This is a genomic window from Candidatus Saccharimonas sp. (assembly GCA_015256915.3).
GTDB lineage: Bacteria > Patescibacteriota > Saccharimonadia > Saccharimonadales > Saccharimonadaceae > Nanogingivalis.
Genome location: CP076101.2, coordinates 1 through 20,646 on the forward strand (window position 1 = coordinate 1; position 20,646 = coordinate 20,646).

Sequence of the window (20,646 nt, forward strand, 5' to 3'; positions counted from 1 at the left end):
ATGAATGAGTTGTGGAAAAATATCTTAGCTGAACTCGAAATGGATCCTAAAATTCAAGGTGCGAATTTTAAGACTTGGTTTGCTGACACGCAACTTCTATCTTTAGAAAATGATCATGCAATTGTTGGTGCTAAAAATTCTTTCATAACTAACACTATCAAGAAAAAATATATTGAACATATTAAAAAAGCTTTTCGAAACAATGGTAAAAATCCCGAAGTTATTTCTTTTGAGGTTATTTCTACAAAAAAGCTTAAAAAACAAGCCGAAGAAATCCCGGCACCTTCTCTAAAAAAACCTTCTATTGAAGATTTAATCAAAAAGAAAACTGAAAAAGCTAAACATTCTAGTGGTTTGAATAAAGATTATACTTTCGAAAATTTCATCGTTGGTGGCTCAAATGAATTAGCATATTTTGTTAGTCAAAATGTTGCAGAAAATCCTGGTAAAAAATATAATCCACTTTATTTTTATGGTGATTCTGGGCTTGGTAAAACGCACTTAATGCAAGCGATCGGAAACGCAATTGAAGAAAAGCATCCAGAAATGACTGTTCTTTATATTACAATCGAGAATTTTTATCGTGATTTTTTGGAAAATGTACGCTCAAAAAAGCAAGGCTATGCCGATAAATATCGAAATGTCGATGTTTTAATTGTTGATGATATTCAGTTTATTTATGGAAAAGATAAAACTCAAGAGGAATTTTTTCATACATTTAATGAACTTCATCGCGTAAATAAACAAATAATTCTTTCAAGTGATCGTGCGCCTTCTAGTATTCCAACTTTAACAGATAGGCTAAAAAGTCGTTTCGAAAGTGGAATGATGGTTGATATTCAACTACCGGATTTCGAAACTCGCCAAAGTATTGTTGAAGCTCGCGCTGAACACGAAAAAGTTAAACTTGAACCAGAAGTTTCAGAATTTATCGCTGAAAATTATCGTACAAATATTCGAGAAATTATTGGAGCAGTTACTCAACTGATTGCAATGGCAGAACTTAGAAACATTAAGCCAAGTCTCGAGCTTGCACAAGGTTTAATTCAAAACAGCCGGCCAACAAGACCAAATCACTTAAATTCAAAAAAAATTATTGATAAAACCGCTAAATATTTCGGGGTTTCGAAAGAAGATATTTTAAGTAAATCTCGGCAAAAAGATATTAATCATGCTCGTCAAACAGCCTGCTATTTGATGAAGTATGAGCTAAAAATGAGTTTTCCACAAATCGGTAAAGAATTTTCACGAGATCATTCGACCATTATGAATGGAGTTTCGAAAATTGAAAAAAGTATTAAATTAGATGCCGAAATTCGTTCACAAATTGAAGGATTACGAGATTTAATTTATGAATAGAGCTATAAAAGCTCTATTTTTATATCTGTTAATTTGACAATTATTTTGGTTTAGTTTATAAAAAGCGAACAGTTATTTTTGTTCGCTTTTGACTTTTTAAAATTATATTTTATTTATTTGCTATAAAAATACATATTTCTCCCTCCACTCATCTTGCAAAATATTATTTTTATTTCTTTATTATATTTGACATTATTTCTATAATATTTTAATAAAATGTTGAAAGCTTGTGGAAAAATAGCTAATTTGTTGAGTGAAAGTTATTTAAATCTTACCGAAAAAATCACCAAAGTTTTACACAGGTTGGTTGTGCATATTTTCGAAAGCTTAAAATTATGGAAAAGTTGTTATTTTTCCACAAAGTTTTTCAGAAAGTTTTACTTTGATTTTCCACACAAAAAATGGTATAATTTTAAGTAGTGAAAGCTTGGTTTTCCACAGTTTCCACAATACCTATTATTATAATTAACACTTTTTAAGAAAAAGGATTTAAATTTTTATGGAACTGACTGTTAAGAAAGATGATTTATCTAAGGCACTCAATAATATCTCAGGAATTGCAAGTAGTAAAACTAGCTTGCCAAGTTCTGAATATATTCTTTTTCAAACAGACGGTTCAAGACTTCTAGTTGCTGCTACAAATTTAGAAATTGCAATTTCGCAAAAAATTAGCGCAAGAATTGAAAAAACAGGTTCCATTTTAATGCCAGAAAAACTAACAAAAAGTTTTATTGATAGTCTACCTTCAAATAGCGAAGTTTCTTTTAAAGTTAATGGTGGAAATATTTCAATAGAAAGTGGAAATTATAAATCAAAAATTAATGGTAGTTTGGCTGAAGAATTTCCAGAGATACCGACTGTTGATGAACCTACTGCAAGATTTTTTATTGGTTCTGATATTTTTAAAGAGTCGGTTAGTCAAGTTGATACGGTAAGTAATGATACTTCCCGACCAATCTTGACTGGAGTTTTTCTTCATACTTTTGAGAATAATATTTATATGGCGGCGACTGATGGATATCGTTTGAGTGAACGCAAGCTTTTCGAAACAGATCAAGAATTTGAATCGCTTGTCCCAAGTAATGTTCTAAAAAAGGTTTCAGGCGTAATTCCTGAAAAACTTGATGAAATTGAAATTCTGATCAATGACAATCAAATTCAATTTATGGTTGGTGAAATTCTGGTTGTGAGTAATTTAATTGATGGAAAATATGTTGAATATCGGCGATTAATCCCAGAATCGACTGAAACTGTTTTAAAAATGAAACGGGCTGATTTTATGCAAACAATTAAAGTTGCTGAGGTCTTTACGAGAGATTCTGGTGGAAGCATTACTTTACGAGCCAATGAAGAAACTTCGAAATTATCAATTCATACAATTGCGAGTGAAATTGGCGAAAGTACATCTGAAACTGAAGCTGAAATTACTGGTAGTGGTGAAGTTACTTTAAATGTTAATTATATTAAGCAAGCTTTATCAGCAATTAAATCGCCTGAAGTTTCTTTTGGATTTTCTGGTAAACTTGCGCCAACAGTTTTTAAAAGTACCGAAAGTGATGATTATATTCATATCGTGATGCCACTGAAAAGTTAGGATTTAAATGATTTTAAAAACTCTGAGGGTTCAGAATTTTCGAACGCATTCTGATTTTATTTTAGAAATTGGCGAAAAATCAACTCTTATTTCTGGCGCTAATGGTAGCGGAAAAACTTCCCTTCTTGAGGCAATTTATTTTGCACTGCAGGGTACGAGTTTTCGCTCGAGCGATAAAGAAATTTTAAGAAATGATGGATCGAGCTGGTTCCGAATTGATTTAGAAGATTCAAGGGATTCGTTGAGAACGATTATTTTCAATGATGCTGTTCAAAAATCAAAAAAACAGTTCCTTGTCGATGGAAATAAAAAAGCACGTTTGAGTGCTAATTTGCGCATTCCTGTTGTACTTTTCGAACCGGATGACCTGCAACTTTTGAGTGGATCACCAACGCGACGAAGAAATTTTTTAGATTATTTTCTTTCACAAATTTTCCCCAGTTTTCAATTAGCTCTTACAATATATAATAAGGCTTTAAAGCAACGCAATAATCTTTTGAAACGCGATAATGTTTCGAAAGATGAGCTTTTTCCTTGGAACTTGATGTTGGCGGAATATGGCGCAGAAATAATCTCTAAAAGACAAGATTTTTTAGAGCTTTTAAATTCAAAAATTGAGGAAGTTTATTTTGAGATTTCAGGCGTTAAAGATGAAATTGAAATTGATTATTTAGGCGAAAAGGTTTCGAAAAATGAAATTTTAGCTATTTTAAGTGAAAATATTGAACGAGATAAGATTCTGGGTTACACGAATTTTGGCCCGCACAAGCATGATATTCAATTTATTTTTAATAAAAAGCCTGCACAGAATGTGGCGAGTCGGGGTGAAAATAGAAGTTTAGTTTTAGCTCTGAAATTTATTGAGACTGATATTTTGGCTGATTTAACTTCTAAAAGACCGATTGTTCTTTTGGACGATGTTTTTTCTGAGCTTGATGATGATCGACAGAAATTATTAACTAAGCATTTTTCGAAATATCAAACAATTATTACTTCAACAAATGAAATTGAAGTTGAAGATTGTAAAATAACCTCGCTAGAATAGCAGAGGTTATTTAAGTAAAACGTATTAATGAAGACTGCAAGTTGGATCTATGAAATCAACTTTATATTTTTTGAAAATATTCTTTTCTTTAGATTCAAGCCAATTTGTTGCTAAATCTTTGTAAAAATCATAGTTCGAACTATTACATTTACTGAATATTCTAACCGATATGTCTTTGACTTCTGTTTTATCTTTCGCATCCAGATTGTAAGTTATTGAAAAGCCTGTAGGTAATGATGTTTTTGTTGAGTTTGTGTATGGTAAATGTTTAACTATAGGGTGTTTTTCGGTCAATATCTTCATTGTTTCTGTTATTTTTGCATAACCAGCACCACTTCTAATTATATCATCTTTCTCATGTTCGTTATACCAGGTTCCGTTTGGATCATTTTGAGCTAAAGCTAATGAAATATTTGTTTTTTGACCAGATTTAATTTCGAACTCTTTCGAGGCACTTTCGAATCCATCCTTTGATACCTCAACTTTATATTTGCCTGGCGTTATTGTATGGGTTCCGTTTTGGATTTTTTTACCATTAATTGTTATATTTGAACTTTCTGGCGCAATACTGAGTAATAATTTACCGCAATAAATATCAGACCAAATCCACCAGCCTATAATTACTAACGATATTGTTCCAAAAATGGCCAAAACAGAATAAATTTTAACTTTTGTAGAATTATCAATATTTTGCATATTTTAACCTTTCCATCGCCAAACTTCAACTTCGCCGAGACTTTCCATAATCTGAAGATTCATTGGCTCAATAACGCCAGTTGTTCTACTGTGTCCAGCATTTGCAACTTTATCTTCACCATTAACCTGAACATAGAATTCTATGTGAGCTGCAGGTCCACCACCAGTTCCTGATGATATAATATCGCCTGGCTTCATATTGCTTGTGCTTCCATTATAAGGGATTTTTTCATATTTATCTGGGTTACTGCGCATATATTGAACAAGATTTACAACGCCACAACAATGCTTAGCATATTCTGGATCGACAGTTGTACTCATAACCATAGAAACGAAAGCATCACAACTCATACCTTTTTGAACATATGGTTCACCATAATTAATTAAGCCAGTTGCACGCAAGGCTTCCAGCTGCTTATCTGTCACTTCTCCAGCATAAGCAGCTGCTTTTTCTGATTCTGGGCGGGCAAGTTCCATTGCTCTATCTACGATTGTCGCATTTCCAAGTTTTCCTCCTGAAGACGAGCTACAGCTTCCTGATGAATTTGAAGAGCTATTTCCATCATTTGCAATTTCTTCTTTAAGGAATTTTACATAAGCTTCTTGACCTTCTGTACTATGATGAACTCCATCTGCTGCATAAAGTTTATCTCTACCACCATTCTTTTCAACATAACTCTTCCAATCTAGAATCTTCACTTCGTTGTGTCTAGATGTGAAAGCTGAAATTTTTTGGTTCACTACATTATAATCAACATTTTGGTTTTTTGAAAAGTTATTTACCCAATAAATTTTCTTGCCTTTAAGCTTGCCGATCAAAGCTTCTGCAGCATTTTCATCAAAGTTATCGTTAGTTCCTAAGTTAATAACGACCGTATCATGAATTGTATTTGGTAATTTTGATGTTGCAGCAGCAATTGAATCACCAACTGTTGCAGATACATTCGAACCACTGAAGGTTGATGATAATTTTTCTTGAACACCGACTGTAATTGAATCTCCAATGAAAGTTATAGGCCCTGAAGCTTTTCCTCTACCGCTAGAACCTTTTCCTGCGAACTGTGAAAGCATTTTGTTTCCAACTTCTTCACCTTCTTTAATACGGCCAGGTCGTAGATCTTCTCTTGGTCTTTCGAAGCCATTAGTCCAAGCTATGGTAGCCTCTCGGACTGTCGATGCTGATTTCACCATATTAAGAGCTCTATTCTCTGGGCCTTCTAACTCTTGCCATAAGAAATTTAGCTGAACGCCAAGGTCAGATACTGGTTTCCCTTTTTCTTTAGCATAATTTTCGAGATTTGTTCGCCGCCCAAATGACCACTGGGCAATACCGTAGCCGATTCCGTTTCCAGCTTCAACTAGATCTGGTTGGAAATGGTTAGATTCACCCCAGAGACTTCCCATAATACCAGCAGTTTGCTCATCTGTTAATCCTTTTGATTTAAAAAAGTTCCAAATCTTTTCAGCATTATCATTACCCTCAAGATTTATATCTGCCATATTACCGCTAGATGCTGGAGCACAATCCTCGCCTGCATCATAATAGATTATATCATTCAGTTTATAAAAACGTTCATCAAATTCAGCCCTCGCAACATTTGAAAGAGTGGAAGCTAAAATCAATGAGATTAAGATAATTGATGATATTTTTTTATACATTATGTGTCCTGTTTAATTAAATCTGGTGGATAGAAAGATGCCGATGTTGATGGTATTGCGGAACCCTTCGAAAGTTCGAAATGTAAGTGTGATCCAGATGAACAGCCATAGTTTCCAATAGTGCCAATATTCTGACCTTTTTTGACTTTCTCTCCAGTTTTAACCGAGTGTGAATCCATGTGCCAATAGAAAGAATATAAATCTCCTTTATGTTTAATAATTACGGCATGTGGGCCGCCCATCATATCAGCTGTTCCATATGTACAACCATTGTATGGGGCTACATCAAAACCACCATTAACAACCTCACCATCAGCTACAGCATGCACTTGCGCTCCGTGTGTCCACCCTTTTTCTTCATTGGCGAAATCAATAGCTGGGTGGTTTTGTCGAACTGGTGTATTAAAACCTTGGCCATCTGATACTCCCTGTATCTGTCCATTTTTAACTTTAGTGTTTTTTAGCGGCCAAATAAATTCACCACTTAATTTTGATAGTTCTGGATCTATTCCTCCTTTTGAAGTGGATGAGTTATTATTTCCACGACTTCCTCCGCTTGAGTCTGGCTTAAATTCTTCATTCATTCCCATCTCTGTTCGAAGATCAGTTAAAAATAGTGAATACCAGTTTGCTTTAGGATTTTTTTCAGTATTACAAATTCCACCACGAGTTTCATCGTCGTCATCTTCTGATGTTCCAATTGGTGATTTTCGGTTGAAACAATATTTATCATATTTTTTCAGGTCACCACTCATTTTGAAGGTATCTAGTAGATTATTTGTTTCGCTACTATTATCTTTCTCTACAATATCACCCCATTCTTTAAGTTTATTAACAACTTCTTCAGTATCGGTTTCAGCGATACTCATATCAATACCAGTATAAACATTGCAAAAAATATCGGTTGCAGCACCAGTTTCTGTGATTGATTTATCTTCACAAGTTTCCATATTGGCCGCAAAATTTGCACTATTAGCTGCACTTGCTCCTGGCGTAATTGATGCGAATGATCTCTGTGCTCCACTAATTATAGATGGTAATAAACCTTTAATTGAACCTAAAGTCCCAACATAGGGCATCATATTACTTACAATTGAACCCAAGAAAGTATGCCGTGTAGTTGGATCAAATGGACTGTGGGTTTTTCGAATATCTTCAGCATTTTCAGCAATTTGGCGGTCGGTTTCTTGGCGAAATGCAACTGCTTGAGATTTAGTTAAAACTCCACCACTTCCAGCCATTGAATTCTTTGACATTAATGCTGCAGATCCGGACATTATAGCGTTTCCAAAATTCTCTCCAGTTGTTGAGTTATTTAGGATTGTGCTGGTTAAAGCTTCACTTACATATTTAGAAACTACACCCATGGCTTGATCTTTTAGTATTTCAACGGCAACAGAAAGAGCCAATCCTAATGCTACTCCCCATGCTGCCACTTTTACAACTTCACCGATGCATCCTAGAAAACCAGTACCCATACATTTGAGTATTGTTAGCGATATTTGAGCTATACCTACTGCTACAGTAGCTATACCTGCAACTTTACAGCTTTGTCGTATAAACCAACCCACCATTCCTGTAGTTAATGTATTCATTAAACTTGCGAACCATCCAGTAATTCCAACCTGGTAGTCCTTTGCTGAATCATCTAGTTTCGAAATGCGATCATCATAAGCTACTGCTCGCCAACCTTGTGATTCAGTGGCGCTTTTAATACGATCGTTATTTGATGTAGAATCTGCAAAAAAAGCAAAAGCATTTTTTAGTCTTGAAGTATTAGAATTTTTACTGTCAGGATTTTTATTTTCTTGAGAATCTTTTCTATTAGCAATCCCCATTAAATTATTGCCTTGCGCTGTAACTTCTTGCTGGGTTGCTTCTCCAGCTTTAATTTTTGATGCCATTGAGAGGAAAGACAAACCAAATTGAGCTAACACTTCCACTTTAGCTATTTTAGCAACGCTCCAACCCATTGATACTAATGCATAAACTCCACAAACTTTATCTACCGCATTTAAACCATTCAAAGCACTACTTGCTCCTTCAAGTATTTCCAACCCCATAGCTGCTTTTTCAGATACACTTTGTGCACCTTTCTTGAGCTTATCTTTATATGTTTTTAGTTTTTCTTTAACTTTTCTAGTTCCTTTATCACCTTTTTGTGCTTTATTTTTACCTTCATCGTCAACATCTTCTTTGTCACCTGATAATTTTTTAGAATCAGTTTCCCCATCTTTACTATGGTCGTTTGCTGTTTTCTTTATATCCTCATCAATTTCTTCTTCGGTTTTACCTTTATTGTCTTTTTTGGCTTTTCGAAAGTTAAACCAACCCTTGAGCTTTTGCCAAGATTTATCAAGAAAAGATGCAAAACGACCGCTAAAACCACGGCGAAAAGCTTGCCGCACATCTGGGTTTTTAGTTAAAATATTTTTAATATCCTTAGAAGAATTTTTTATTTCAATATTTTTCCCATCTTTAATGTAGGTTAGTTTTGAAATTTTTTTCCTTCCAAATAAGCTTTCCTTCTCATCTAAATCAACTTTAAAACCAGCTTTTTCAAGATTTTTGATGTTTCGGTCTGTTACTTTTGACATTCGGCAAACTAAGCCGGCTGGACTACAATTAGTACCTTTTATTTTTAGCTTCATCACTTTAACAGAGCGATTATTCATACTTGTTGAGGCGGAATTGAGTTTTTCGGTAATAATTTCTTGAATATGAACTGGTGCAAGTGAAGCAATTCCTGTTGAAATTACAAAAATAAATGCACCACCACCACCAAGAAGGCCGCCAGTTGCCGCCATTGCTCCTTTATTTTTGAAGAATGATTTTGCACGGTTTTTCCAACCGCCTCCTGCTGAGTTTGCTGCGTTTCGAGATTTATGAGTTCCACCGCCGCTCACATTGTTTTGCCAGCCACCAGATTGGACTGGTTTTTGATCTTTCGAAAGTGTTTCTGAGTCGCTAATGTCGGAATTTGAAGTAGTAGAAGTTGAAGAATTTTCGGCATTCGCCAAAGCAGACGGATTATAACCGTCATTTCCTCGAATAACTTCAGCGTTTCCCCATCTACTTTTTGCTCGTTCGAGCGCAGATTGATTCGAATCACTCAAGTCGCTAAAATCAAGATTTTCATCTCTTTCGAAATCTCTAGCTGCTCCCATTTTATTCCTAAAACTCTATAATTTATAAATTAATTTTACCACATTTACGCTTGTGCTTCAAGCTTAAAATAATTCATTCGGGTCGGCGTAACCGTTAGTCATCATATTATCACCCTGACGGTTTTTTGAACTATTTGGGCTGGTTGAAATAAGCTGGTGTTCTGTGTCGCTGGCGATGATTTGAATATGAACGTGATTTTGGCCTGCAAAGAATAATCCTTGCCCAACTGGGAAGTTCGAAAGGCGCTTTCGTTCTTCTTCAGTTAATTTAAAGACATCACTCAAAACATCAACCGCACTTGAAGACTGTTTTAAAAGTAGTTGCATTGAGCTGTTCGAAACAATCGCTCGACCCATTTTCGAACCCATAAAGTCTTCGACGTCCTGCGAAATTGTAGTAAGGCCAAGATAATATTTTCGAGCGCGTTTTGCTAAACTGAACAAGAAGTTTGCCGAATCGTCGTATTTCATTAACTGCCAAGCTTCATCCACAATAAGCATTCGTTTTTTCTGTTCAGAACGCACAATATTCCAGATGTGAGAAAGTACGATATACATCGCAACTGGGCGAAGTTCATCTTCAAGGTCGCGAATATTAAATACAACCATCGAGTTATTGATATCGATATTTGATTGTTGCGAGAAAATTCCTGCGAAAGTTCCAGTTGTGTATTTTCGAAGGCGTTGCGCTAAGCTTGGGCCACTACCATCCATATGAACCAAGGTGTCATAAAGATTATGAATTGTTGGTGGTGTTGAATTATGCGTGAGAGGATCTGAAGTGATTCCAGCTCGAGCATAAGTGTCAATAATTGCTTGATCGAGGTCAGCTTCTTCATTTGGTGAAAGTCCAATTGATTGCCCTGCACTAGTTCCGCCAAGCATTAAACGGAATAGACCGTGAAGAGTTACGATATTTGCACGAAGCGCGTTATCTGCTTCTTCGGCATCAATAACGTGCGGTAAATCGAAAGGATTAATTCTAACATCCGAGTTTAAGCTGAGGCGAATATAACTTCCGCCAACAGCATCGCTCAATTTTTGATATTCATTTTCTGGGTCAATAATTAATACCTCTGCACCCATCATCATTGTTCGAAGAGCTTCAAGTTTCACTGTGAAAGATTTACCAGCACCAGATTTCGCGAAAACCACCATATTTGCGTTTTCAAGCGTATAGCGGTCAAAAATTACGAGCCCATTATTGTGCATATTAACGCCATAAAGAACACCATTTTCTTGGGTTAAATCGGCGGAAGTAAATGGAAATGAAGTTGAAATTGCGCCTGTGTTCATATTTCGACGAATTTGAAGTTGGTCAGAGAGTTGTGGCACGGTAGATTTTAAGCCTTGTTCCTGCTGGCTTGACGCAACTTTCGAAAACAGCATTTGTTGGCCAAGCATTGTTTCAACTTTGCTTCGAACGAAATTAAGCTCATCAAGACTGTCGGCGTAAATTGTTAAATATAAGCCAAAACGGAAGAATTTTTCAGCACCAAGTTGTAATTGATCTCGGAGTTCTTCAGCATCATTCAGAGCAGCTTCAAGCGCTGGATCTCGGGTTCTACCTTTTTCATTATTAATCGAAAGATCGGCTTCAAGCTGAGTAACTTTTCGACGAAGGTTTTTCATGACAATTTCAGTTTCAACAGGATAAATAAACATTGAAACATCTAAAACTTCATCAGCATTTAAGATTGGTGAAGCCCATCCAGTATAAAGCTGGCGTGGATAACCATAAACATAAATTGTTTGACCATATTTTGTGCCAAGTCGAAAATATCCTGAGTGAAATTCAAGACTTGATGGTGCGATTAAATCTCGCAAAGTGTTAATACCAGTTAAAAACGCTTGTTCAACTTCAGCTTGTTCTTGTGCTCGCTGTTGGGCTGCAATATCAACCGCATCTTTTTTCTTCGCCATAATTAAAATCCTCCTTGATCTGGTCGCTCACCTTCAGCTTTTCGAACGAATAAACTTGCTGTATCACGAAAATCGCCCAAAGGTTCATAAACAGCTGTATCTGGGTTATAAACATTATAATAAAGTTCACCGAGTTCTTTGGTGTTTAATTGAACTGATTTAATTCCCATTTGGTAAAGACCGCCAGTAATTGAATCAACGCGTTTTTTAATTTCTTCGCGTGCTTTATCCCAAGTGTTGCGGTCGATTTTCGAAATTTGACCACCTGGTTTTGCAAAAATTTTACCAAAAAATCCTTTTGCTGAACCCTTTAAATTGTTTAAATCGCCACTCGGATAATAAGGAACCACAATAAAGAAAGATTTATCCATAATATTCGCACTTCGGCTAAGGCTATCAATAAAGTTAATGTAATCTTCCATTAAGTCGCCAAGCAACATATTGTCTTGCGCTACTTGAATTTCAGCCAATTTATTTAAATAGGGCTCAATATCAACTCGTTGTGAGCGAACCAAAATCTGAATTGGAAAAGTTAATGCGTTCAAAAAACTTTGATAAGAATATTCTACACCCTCGCGTTCTCGTGAGCTCATAAGATCGAAGTTAATTGATTTGCAAGCAATAACAGCACGAAAGCTTCCGTCGCGCATTACAACCATTCCTTCGCGAAGTTCGGCAATGTCAAGCGAATTTTGCGTTGAAGATGGATTTGTTGGAGCACTTATATTTGTTTGATTTTGGCTCTGATTTTGTTGATTATTAACTTGATTATTATTCATATTACCTCAATGAAATTACTACTTCTTTTTCACCCAAGTCGACCTCGTTCGAATTTTCTTGGGTTTTCTTTTCCTTATCTGCTAGTTTATTTGCTTGGCGCGCAAGCGTTTCTACCGAAAGGTCTTTTCCTTCTGAAACTAACCTTTTCATTTCTGCGCTAATCTTATTTACAGATTCTCGTTCTGTGAAGTTTCTTCTATTTAAAAAAGGATTATTCTCTGGATTAGTAGAAATTCTAACTTTCGGATCTCGCTTTTCACGTTCAATAGTTTCATTATTTTGCCTAATTCGTTCAAAACTGTTGTTAATTCCTTCTAAATCTTGATTAAAATCATCTGGCGGATTTTCGAAATGGTTTTGTGACTCTGATTGTTGAGCTGGTTGTGGTGCGGGTGGTGTAAAATTCGAAAGTGGCTGTGGTGAAGGCTGCGTAAATTGTTGTGGTTGATCTTGCCAATTTGGTGAAATAACTGTTTGATTCATTGAGTCTGGGTAAGGATTGTAATTTAAATGAATATTTTCATCAAAATTTTGTTGCGGTTGATTTTGCCAATTTTTATTTTGCTGAAAATTATTATAATTTTGCGCTTGCGATTGATTCCAATTTTGCAAATTTGAAAAAGCCCCATTTTGCATTTGTGGCTGATTGTGGTTAAAATTCATTTGGTATTGATTTTGCTGATTTTGAGAAAAAGCCGTTGGCTTAACTTCAGCTGGTTCTAAAACTTGAACATCTTCAAATTTAATGTTGTCTGAACCTTCGTATCGATTTTTAGGGTCGAAATAATAAGTTTTGTCTTGAATATTTTCCGAATTTTCATTTGTAAATTGCGCTAAATTTCGTGCCATATCAAGATTTTGCATAATTTGCTGTTTTCGTCTCTGGTCGTGTTGGTTTAATAAATTATCAACATTTGAAGAAACTCGTGAATTATCAAACATATCTTCAGCTGCACGAGCTTCATTCGAATATTCTTCACGAACAGTTGTATTGATCGGTGCAATAGAGTGTTTAATAGCCCACCCTTCAGTATCAACAATATCCGCCAAGTAGCTGAGTCTGCGTGAGGCTTCATTTTGTGAAAGTTCTTTTGTGAGGTGTTCTTCTCTATTTACCGGTGCAGAAATTTGAATTAAATGTTCCACGCCATCTGGCTGCCAAAAACGCTTGTTTGGTTTTAAATAAAATGAAACAACCGCTGCAAGATAAGTTTCCATTGGTTGGTCTTTTCTAAGCGGTAAAGCGAGCGCACCGAAAAAGATAATAATAGGTAGTGGTAAAATAATTAACCCCGGGAAAATTCCCCAAAGAAAAATCTCCAGCGCAATACAGCCTGCCACAATAATCAGGTAAATGAATTGCCGAAAGTTAAACGGCCCAAGCAATTTGTCATCAGCCTCAACGTCTTGAGGAACTTTATAAACGCTCATTCTTTATTTGCCCACTTCTCCTTATTTCAATAATATTAATTTTAACATATTTTCGAAAAAAAATAAAGCTTAAAAATAAAATAGGCAAAACATTTAGATTCTGCCTATTTCTTGTCTTTAATATTTTCAGGTTTCCAATTTCCACCCAAAACTTTATCATAAAGATCTCTATTATTTCGTTCAATCTCTTTAAGCATTTTGCGAATTTCAGCACCTTGCACAGCATTGAGTTTTCCGTATTCTGAAGGGTTTTCATTAATCGCCTTAACACTTTCGAGTGTGGATCTAATGGTTTCATTCGACATATTCGAAATTGCTGATTTATCCCAAATGATTTTCATTGCGTCATTTGAAGCTTTAATAATTTTATCATCTGAGACATTTTTAGCGTAATTGTCGTGAATGGCATTATAAACTTCTTTCGAATTCATACCATTTACAGCAATATTTTCAAGTGCTGCACCACCAATAAATTGAAGATCGTCTTTTTTGGTTTTCTTGAAAGCTTCAACCAAGTCGTTGCGGTTAGCGTTTAATTCCCCACCAATTTCAGTTTTACCAAGTGAATCAATAGCACCTTTTAAGTCGGTCGTTCCCATAAACTTTTCGGCTGTTGCAGCGCGTAAGTTTTTAGTAATTTCGAAATTAATTCCATCTTTCTGGATTTTTTCACCCATATTTTTCGAAAAGATTTCGCTATAATCACTACCTGAAAAATTAAGTGATTTTGTGAGGTTTGTGAGTGATTCGACTTCTTCTTTGTTCTCTTTCGAAGCTGCTACTAAAGAACTTGCAAGCGCCGAGACTTTTCCAGCTTCACCACGCACACCAGATGCGGTTTCAAGCAAGTCGTTGCTATAGCGCATATTATTTGCCATTGCATTATTGAGTGAAAGATTATTATTCTTTTCAGCCAGTTTAAGAGCATTTGTTTGATTCATATTATCAACAAATCGAAGTGCTTGCTCGCCAAATTTCCCACGTAGAGCTTTTAGTGATGCTTCACTTAAATCAACAACACCAGTAATGTTTCCATTATCATCTTTTTTAAGCGTTGAATTAAATAATTCTGCTTTAATTTGCGAAAGTCCAGCATTTGTGCTTGCGGTTGCACGATTGAGAGCTTCGGTAGCTAACATTTCTTGATACTGAGTATCTGAATTTATTAAATGCTTTTTGCGAGCATTATAATACATGTTTGAAAATGCATTCGAACCTTCTGGCATATTTTGAATTGCATCTCGTCTTTCATTTTCAAGCTCCGCAAAGCGTTCTTTTTGATATAATTCTGCAATCGATTTTGAAGCACCTATTCGACGTTGGCGGTTGTAGTTCATCTGATTAATTCGTACAGGAAGTGAATTTGGCTTTTCTGCAATTGCACGATTTCGATACATTTCTTGGTTTTCTGAAAGGAATTTCTTTACACGATCAACCGGACCTTTATTCGGATTATTGATAATTCCGGCAAATTTACCAAGCAGACTACCGCTAATTCGCATAATTGTTGGCGTAATCGCTAGCGGCACAACTTGTACTACGGCACCAAGTAAGAAAATTAAAAAGCTACCGTTCGAACTTGCAATAATTGTTGTTCCAATTAATTGAGAACCCCCAAAAAGAAGTGAAATTAAAGGATACATCACGAGCATTGTTGTGAATAAATCTTTCCATTTTTCGAACCATTTTTCAGTATTTGGTAGAATATTCGCTGCAAATGCAAGTGGTGCTAAGAAAACTAAAACAATAATGATTGCCTGTCGTGCAGCTAAAATTACTAAAGCTACAACTGCCGAATAAATTACTGCAACTAGTGCTCCAAGAATCATCATTACTGCAGCACCAATATTACCCATAGTTGCAACCGTTACAGTGTAAGCACCATAAGCCACCACGCCAGTTCCGCTCAAAACCGCAGCGGTCATATTTGACCAATCAAGATTAGCTGTTTTTACCTTATTTTCACCACCACTGTTAAAAATGCTATCTCTAATTCCAATTAAAAGATTTTGAGTTTGTGCTCCTAAGATATTCGAAATATCAACTAGAATTGCACAAATATAATAGGAAACATTAATTAAAATTGCTGCAATAATTAGTTTTGGTAATAATTTTTTAATTCCGTAATTACTAATCCCAAAACCTGTTATTTGCGAATAAATTACGAAAACAAATCCAATCACAAAAAAGACGTTTGCGACATTTCGCATATAATCCCAAACTTGAAAAAGACCAGATTGATTTGATGTATAAAGTGGTTGTACTCGTAAAAATGCTTGGAGCCAGTCATAAATACCGTCCATCCATTTCGAAATTGTATTAGCAACCATACAAACCATCCAGCCGCCCCCACCTTCAACACTACAAAGTGACTTATCTTCGTCTTTCGAAACGCCATCAACTTTAACATCTTGTGCTTCACCGTTTTGTTTTACATTCCCGAGTGCGCTTACATCAAATGAATAAATTTTTCCGCTTGAAGTATCATTCTCATTATCAAGAGCGATTACTGTTGTTTTGTTTTCACCAGCATTTAATGAAGAATTTTCGGCATAAAGTTTTTTTGAACGAATTGATTCTGGAAATCTTGAAGTGTCAGAAACTTTTGAGTATGTTTTTCCGTTATATGTTATGCCATTTTTTGAAGAATCTGTCCATTTTGCTCCGTCAAGAGCAAGAGCGATATTCGAATTAAAAAATCCCAAGATTGCGACTACTGTAAAGATCGCGACAAAAAATCCATTTCGAAAATCTTGAGTTTTTGCTTTTTTAAACCTCGCCAAAGTTTGCATATGACCTGATTTTATCATAATTTAACCCTTTTGTCAACCTTAAAATTAAGTTTTTTAGAATAAAACACTTGCTTTTTCCCTAAAAATGGTTTAAAGTATAATTATCATGGTAAACAAAATAAAAAATATAATAATAGTTGGGTTAGTTTTGATGAGCTTTTTTACGTCTTTTCAGAGTGTTTTCTCTTTGAATTATACTTTTGCGAAAGAAGTGGTTCAAGATAGTAATGGTAATTATGTGGACCCTAGTGATTTAAAATCAAAATCGGATTCAAACAGTAATTCTGACAGTAAAAAAAATAAAGATACTCCCTCTACTGAAGCAAAAACTGCAATTCTCCCTTCAGACTGGAAAATTGAAGATATTTTAAATATGGTTTTAGTTGTAGTAACTACTGGTGTTGGAATTGCAGCAGTTGGCTCGATTGTTTTTGCTGGCGTTCTATATATTACCGCTCGTGATAATGCTGCACAAGTTTCGAAAGCTAAAACAATGATTACGAATACAATTATTGGTATTATAGCTTATATTTTAATGTGGGCGTTCTTAGAATGGATTATTCCAGGAGGAATTTTATAATGAAAAAGATTATTCTAGCGATTTTTATAACTTTTATGCCAGTTTTATATTTTTCGAATAATGCTTATGCGGCTGGTTGTAACGATAATCAAACTTTTTTCGGTCTCCCCGCTTGGTATCGTGGATTAACTAAATCTGGCGAAGGAGGATGTCAAATTAAAAATATTGGGCCATCTGGAAAGGGTGAAGTTACTTTAGAACAGTTTGTCTGGACAGTGGTTGCGAATGTTATTGATATGGCCTTTCGAATCGCTGGTGTCGCTGCAATAGGATTTATTATTTATGCAGGTTATCAATATATGATTGCTGTTGGTGATCCAGGAAAACTTGCGGGTGCTAAAAAATCACTAACCAATGCGATAATCGGACTAGTGATTGCGGTTCTTGCTTCAACAATAGTAACGTTTATATTAGGAATTTTAGGATAATGAAAGAATATAAATTTTTAGCAGAAGCATCCTTTGATAAATCAAAAGTATTAAACGGAATTGATACTTCGAATAAAAACAAAGCTAGTGATGCTTCGATGCAGAATGCTTTCAATACTGCTTTTATCTGGGCTGGAATTATCTGTGTAATTATAATTATCGTGGCTGGATTAACATTTATAACGGCTGCCGGAAATCCAGGAACAATTTCGAAAGCAAAATCTGCACTAATTTACGCTTGTGTAGGTATTGTTGTAATTATATCGGCTGCACTAATTGTTAACTTAATTCTTGGCGGATTACTAACGGGGTCAATATAATGAGAAAAATAATTTTAATAATTAGTATTTTATTTTCAATAATTCTATCACCTATCGCTTTTGCGGAAGGTGGAACTAACGGGACTAATGGTAGTGGAGGAACATTTAACGCTTGTAAACATGTTGTTTCTGGAAAGACTGCAGTTTGTTCTGGTGATTCGAAAAATGCTACAAATATTGCTAAAAATATAATCTCTATCCTCCTGTGGGTTGTTGGTATAGCGGCGGTTATTGTTATTATTTACGCAGGAATAACATTTGTAACAGCAGCCGGCAATCCTTCGAAAATTTCTCAAGCTAAAACTATGTTAATCTATGCTGTTGTTGGTTTAGCGGTTGCAATTCTTGCTTATGCGATTGTTAATTTCGTTATTAACACTTCAAGTGGAAAAGGGGTTGGCGGAGGATCATCTTGAAGCTAAGGCATATCTGTCGAATCTAATAATTTAAGTGACTTAACTAATATTGAATCGCAAAGCAAAAAAATGGTGAAAATAATTCAGGATAAAGTTCGAGCGGTTCGAACAGTTCAAATAATAATTAAAACAATATAAGGAGAATAAAATGAAGAAAATTTTAATAACTTTTGGATTAATCCTTGCGGTAGTTGGCTCTTTTGCCTTCAATGCTGGATTTTTCGAAAAACAAGCTTATGCAAATAGTGCAGCAGATTTAATTAAACAAGGTGCAGATTCAACTGGTCAAAAAGATACTCGTTCAGCTGGTGATATTGCTAAAGATGTTGTAAGTATAATGTTCTTTATTATTGGTGTTATGGCAGTTATTATGATTATTTGGGGCGGAATTCGATATGTTCTTTCAGCCGGAAATAGTGCTGCTCTCACTAGTGCAAAAAATACAATTGTCTATTCTATTATAGGTTTAATTATTGCAATCCTTGCATATGCAATTGTGAACTTTGTTATTAATACAGTTGCGGGTGGTAATCGGTAATCATAAGACTTCAAACTTAATTTTGTTTAGTTGAATGGATAACTAATAATTAAAATACTTGCAAAATAGTAAAAATTTGATATAATTTAAGTATATATAATTTAAGAAAGGAAATGTAATTTAAAATGAAAAATATTGTAAAAATGGCTCTATTGACCGCCGCAACAATATTCGCTGTTGGTGCTACTACATTTGCAACAATTCCAGCTTACGCCGCTGATTGTAAAGTTACTGGCGGTTTGAAGTCTGCTGATAGCTGTGCTAAAGGTGTTCAAGAAGAAAACGGCGGTCCGACAAGCTTGTTTGATGGCGACTCTCCAATTTTCACAACAGCAATTAATATTATGCTCTTCATTATTGGTATTCTTAGTGTGATCATGCTTATTTACGGTGGAATCCGATATGTTCTTTCGAGTGGTGATTCTGGAGCTGTTCAAAATGCTAAAAATACAATTATGTATGCTATTATCGGTCTTGTAATTGCAATCCTTGCTTACGCAATTGTTAACTTCGTTATTCATTCGATTACTAATAAAGAATAATAAAATAATAAATAAAGAGGCTTCATTTTTGCAGAGGTCTTTTTATTTATTCAAAAAATTATAAATTTTAAAAATAAACTTGATATAATAAAAATCCCGAAGTCTTATACTTCGAGAATTTTATTTTTCTACAGAACTTTAATTCGTGTTGCTTGAGTTTTAACTTTTGTGAAGCTGATTGTTAAAATTCCATCTTTTAACATTGCTTCAACTTCATCTTCTTTGATTGGAACTGGAAGAGCTAGTGTTCGGCTAAATTCTCCCCAGTAGCATTCTTGTGCATGATGAGCGATAATTCCCTCTTGATCACCGGGATTCAGACTTCCACTAATTGTTAAAGTTCCATCTGAAAGTGAAACATCCAAGTCATTTTTGTTTACGCCCGCAGTTCGTGCTTTAACAAAAAGCTTATCTTCTGTTTCATAAACATCAACAGCTAATTGACCAGGAAGTTCATTTTCTTCTTCCGCAATTTCAATTTGTTCAGATCCACTGAAAGCTTCGTTTTCTGAAGTTTCCATTAAATCATCTCCAAAATTGAAAGCAGCTTCCAATTCATCATTCAAAAAGCTATCATCATTTTGTCTTCTAGCCATTTTTCCTCCGCATTAAATTTCCTAAATAAGATTAATTTACTTTATTATACCGCACTTTTATTATATAATCAAGAGGTAGAAATGATTTTTTTATGAAGAAAAGCATATACGAAATAATTTTAAATTCTTTTGCGCCAGATGATTGCTATTTTTGCCAAAAATTGGGTGAACCTATTTGCAAAAAATGCCTTAAATCAAGGTGTAATTTTGGTAATTCCCTTTCTCGCTCGAATAGTATTATTTCGAAAGAATTTTATCTTTCGAAAAGGTCTGGAGAACTTCAAAAAATAGTTGATGAATTTAAATTTCAAAGCAAGAGACAAAATAATTATTATCTCGCGAAACTTTTATCTGATTTTCTGCTTTCGAATAGCGAATTTATTAGTAATCGTGAAAAATTGGTTTTAATTCCAGTTCCAACACTTTCGAATCATATTCGTGAACGTGGTTTAGATCATACTGAACTTTTGGCTCGCCAGCTTGCAAGGAATTTGAAAATTAAAAAATCGACATTAATTAAAAGAATATCAAAAACCACTCAACGTGGCAAAAATTTTAAAACGCGACAAATTCAGGCAAAAAGTAGTTATGAATTTATAGGAGAAAAGCTTTTGGAAGGTAAAATTTATGTAATTTTTGATGACATTCGCACAACTGGTGCAACTTTAGACTCTATTGCGAAAATTCTTCTCCAGAGTGGTGCTAAAGAGGTCTGGGCATTTTATTTACTTCAGCAAGAAAAATAACTTGAGAATTCAAAAAAAATGTGATATAATGGAA

Annotated in this window: 18 protein-coding genes; 10 read left to right on the plus strand and 8 right to left on the minus strand. The window is 34.9% G+C overall.

Going from position 1 to position 20,646, the window contains the following annotated elements; translation table 11 throughout:
* The 3 genes from dnaA (at position 1) to recF (ending at position 3,998) form a co-directional block, all read left to right on the plus strand.
* Positions 1-1,359: a chromosomal replication initiator protein DnaA gene (gene dnaA, locus HXL38_000005; GenBank protein ID QWB90968.1), complete on the plus strand. Its 1,359-nt coding sequence runs from the start codon at positions 1-3 to the stop codon at positions 1,357-1,359.
* Positions 1,360-1,858: 499 nt separating this feature from the next.
* Positions 1,859-2,953: a DNA polymerase III subunit beta gene (dnaN, locus tag HXL38_000010; GenBank protein QWB90969.1), complete on the plus strand. Its 1,095-nt coding sequence runs from the start codon at positions 1,859-1,861 to the stop codon at positions 2,951-2,953.
* 7 nt (positions 2,954-2,960) lie between these two features.
* Complete coding sequence (recF, locus tag HXL38_000015; GenBank protein QWB90970.1) at positions 2,961-3,998, plus strand: DNA replication and repair protein RecF; 1,038 nt, start codon at positions 2,961-2,963, stop codon at positions 3,996-3,998.
* Between the two features lie 24 nt (positions 3,999-4,022).
* On the opposite strand, the gene HXL38_000020 is transcribed toward recF, so the two are convergent.
* The 7 genes from HXL38_000020 to HXL38_000050 all read right to left on the minus strand — a co-directional run bounded on the left by HXL38_000020 (position 4,023) and on the right by HXL38_000050 (position 16,464).
* A complete protein-coding gene (locus tag HXL38_000020; protein ID QWB90971.1) occupies positions 4,023-4,694 on the minus strand; it encodes a PEGA domain-containing protein in 672 nt (223 codons plus the stop codon).
* A 3-nt stretch (positions 4,695-4,697) separates the two neighbouring features.
* A complete protein-coding gene (locus tag HXL38_000025; protein QWB90972.1) occupies positions 4,698-6,353 on the minus strand; it encodes a hypothetical protein in 1,656 nt (551 codons plus the stop codon).
* Positions 6,353-9,520, minus strand: a complete 3,168-nt coding sequence (locus tag HXL38_000030) for a M23 family metallopeptidase (protein ID QWB90973.1) — start codon at positions 9,518-9,520, stop codon at positions 6,353-6,355. The genes HXL38_000025 and HXL38_000030 overlap by 1 nt, the downstream gene beginning before the upstream one ends.
* A 63-nt stretch (positions 9,521-9,583) precedes the next feature.
* Entirely contained in the window at positions 9,584-11,443 is a 1,860-nt protein-coding gene (locus HXL38_000035; protein ID QWB90974.2) for a DUF87 domain-containing protein, read from the minus strand.
* A 2-nt stretch (positions 11,444-11,445) separates the two neighbouring features.
* Positions 11,446-12,222 (minus strand): hypothetical protein, encoded by a 777-nt coding sequence (locus tag HXL38_000040; GenBank protein ID QWB90975.1) that lies wholly within the window; start codon positions 12,220-12,222, stop codon positions 11,446-11,448.
* Between the two features lies 1 nt (position 12,223).
* The gene (locus HXL38_000045; protein QWB90976.2) at positions 12,224-13,654 is read right to left on the minus strand and encodes a PrgI family protein; all 1,431 of its coding nucleotides are present in this window, start codon (positions 13,652-13,654) and stop codon (positions 12,224-12,226) included.
* A gap of 104 nt (positions 13,655-13,758) precedes the next feature.
* Positions 13,759-16,464: a hypothetical protein gene (locus HXL38_000050; GenBank protein QWB90977.1), complete on the minus strand. Its 2,706-nt coding sequence runs from the start codon at positions 16,462-16,464 to the stop codon at positions 13,759-13,761.
* Positions 16,465-16,552: 88 nt separating this feature from the next.
* Between HXL38_000050 and HXL38_000055 the strand changes: the two genes are divergently transcribed.
* From HXL38_000055 to HXL38_000080, 6 genes are all read left to right on the plus strand, one after another.
* Positions 16,553-17,026 carry a hypothetical protein gene (locus HXL38_000055; protein QWB90978.1) on the plus strand — a complete coding sequence of 158 codons (474 nt, stop codon included), beginning with the start codon at positions 16,553-16,555 and terminating at the stop codon, positions 17,024-17,026.
* Positions 17,026-17,454 carry a pilin gene (locus HXL38_000060; GenBank protein QWB90979.1) on the plus strand — a complete coding sequence of 143 codons (429 nt, stop codon included), beginning with the start codon at positions 17,026-17,028 and terminating at the stop codon, positions 17,452-17,454. Before HXL38_000055 ends, HXL38_000060 begins: the two co-directional genes overlap by 1 nt.
* The gene (locus HXL38_000065; protein ID QWB90980.1) at positions 17,454-17,774 is read left to right on the plus strand and encodes a hypothetical protein; all 321 of its coding nucleotides are present in this window, start codon (positions 17,454-17,456) and stop codon (positions 17,772-17,774) included. The genes HXL38_000060 and HXL38_000065 overlap by 1 nt, the downstream gene beginning before the upstream one ends.
* Positions 17,774-18,190 carry a pilin gene (locus HXL38_000070; GenBank protein QWB90981.1) on the plus strand — a complete coding sequence of 139 codons (417 nt, stop codon included), beginning with the start codon at positions 17,774-17,776 and terminating at the stop codon, positions 18,188-18,190. The genes HXL38_000065 and HXL38_000070 overlap by 1 nt, the downstream gene beginning before the upstream one ends.
* 148 nt (positions 18,191-18,338) lie before the next feature.
* Positions 18,339-18,728: a hypothetical protein gene (locus HXL38_000075; protein ID QWB90982.1), complete on the plus strand. Its 390-nt coding sequence runs from the start codon at positions 18,339-18,341 to the stop codon at positions 18,726-18,728.
* Positions 18,729-18,853: 125 nt separating this feature from the next.
* Positions 18,854-19,270: a pilin gene (locus HXL38_000080; GenBank protein ID QWB90983.1), complete on the plus strand. Its 417-nt coding sequence runs from the start codon at positions 18,854-18,856 to the stop codon at positions 19,268-19,270.
* Between the two features lie 128 nt (positions 19,271-19,398).
* On the opposite strand, the gene HXL38_000085 is transcribed toward HXL38_000080, so the two are convergent.
* On the minus strand, positions 19,399-19,866 hold the full coding sequence (locus HXL38_000085) for an Hsp20/alpha crystallin family protein (GenBank protein ID QWB90984.1): 468 nt from the start codon (positions 19,864-19,866) through the stop codon (positions 19,399-19,401).
* A 92-nt stretch (positions 19,867-19,958) separates the two neighbouring features.
* Between HXL38_000085 and HXL38_000090 the strand changes: the two genes are divergently transcribed.
* Complete coding sequence (locus tag HXL38_000090; protein QWB90985.1) at positions 19,959-20,612, plus strand: hypothetical protein; 654 nt, start codon at positions 19,959-19,961, stop codon at positions 20,610-20,612.
* Positions 20,613-20,646: the final 34 nt, after the last annotated feature.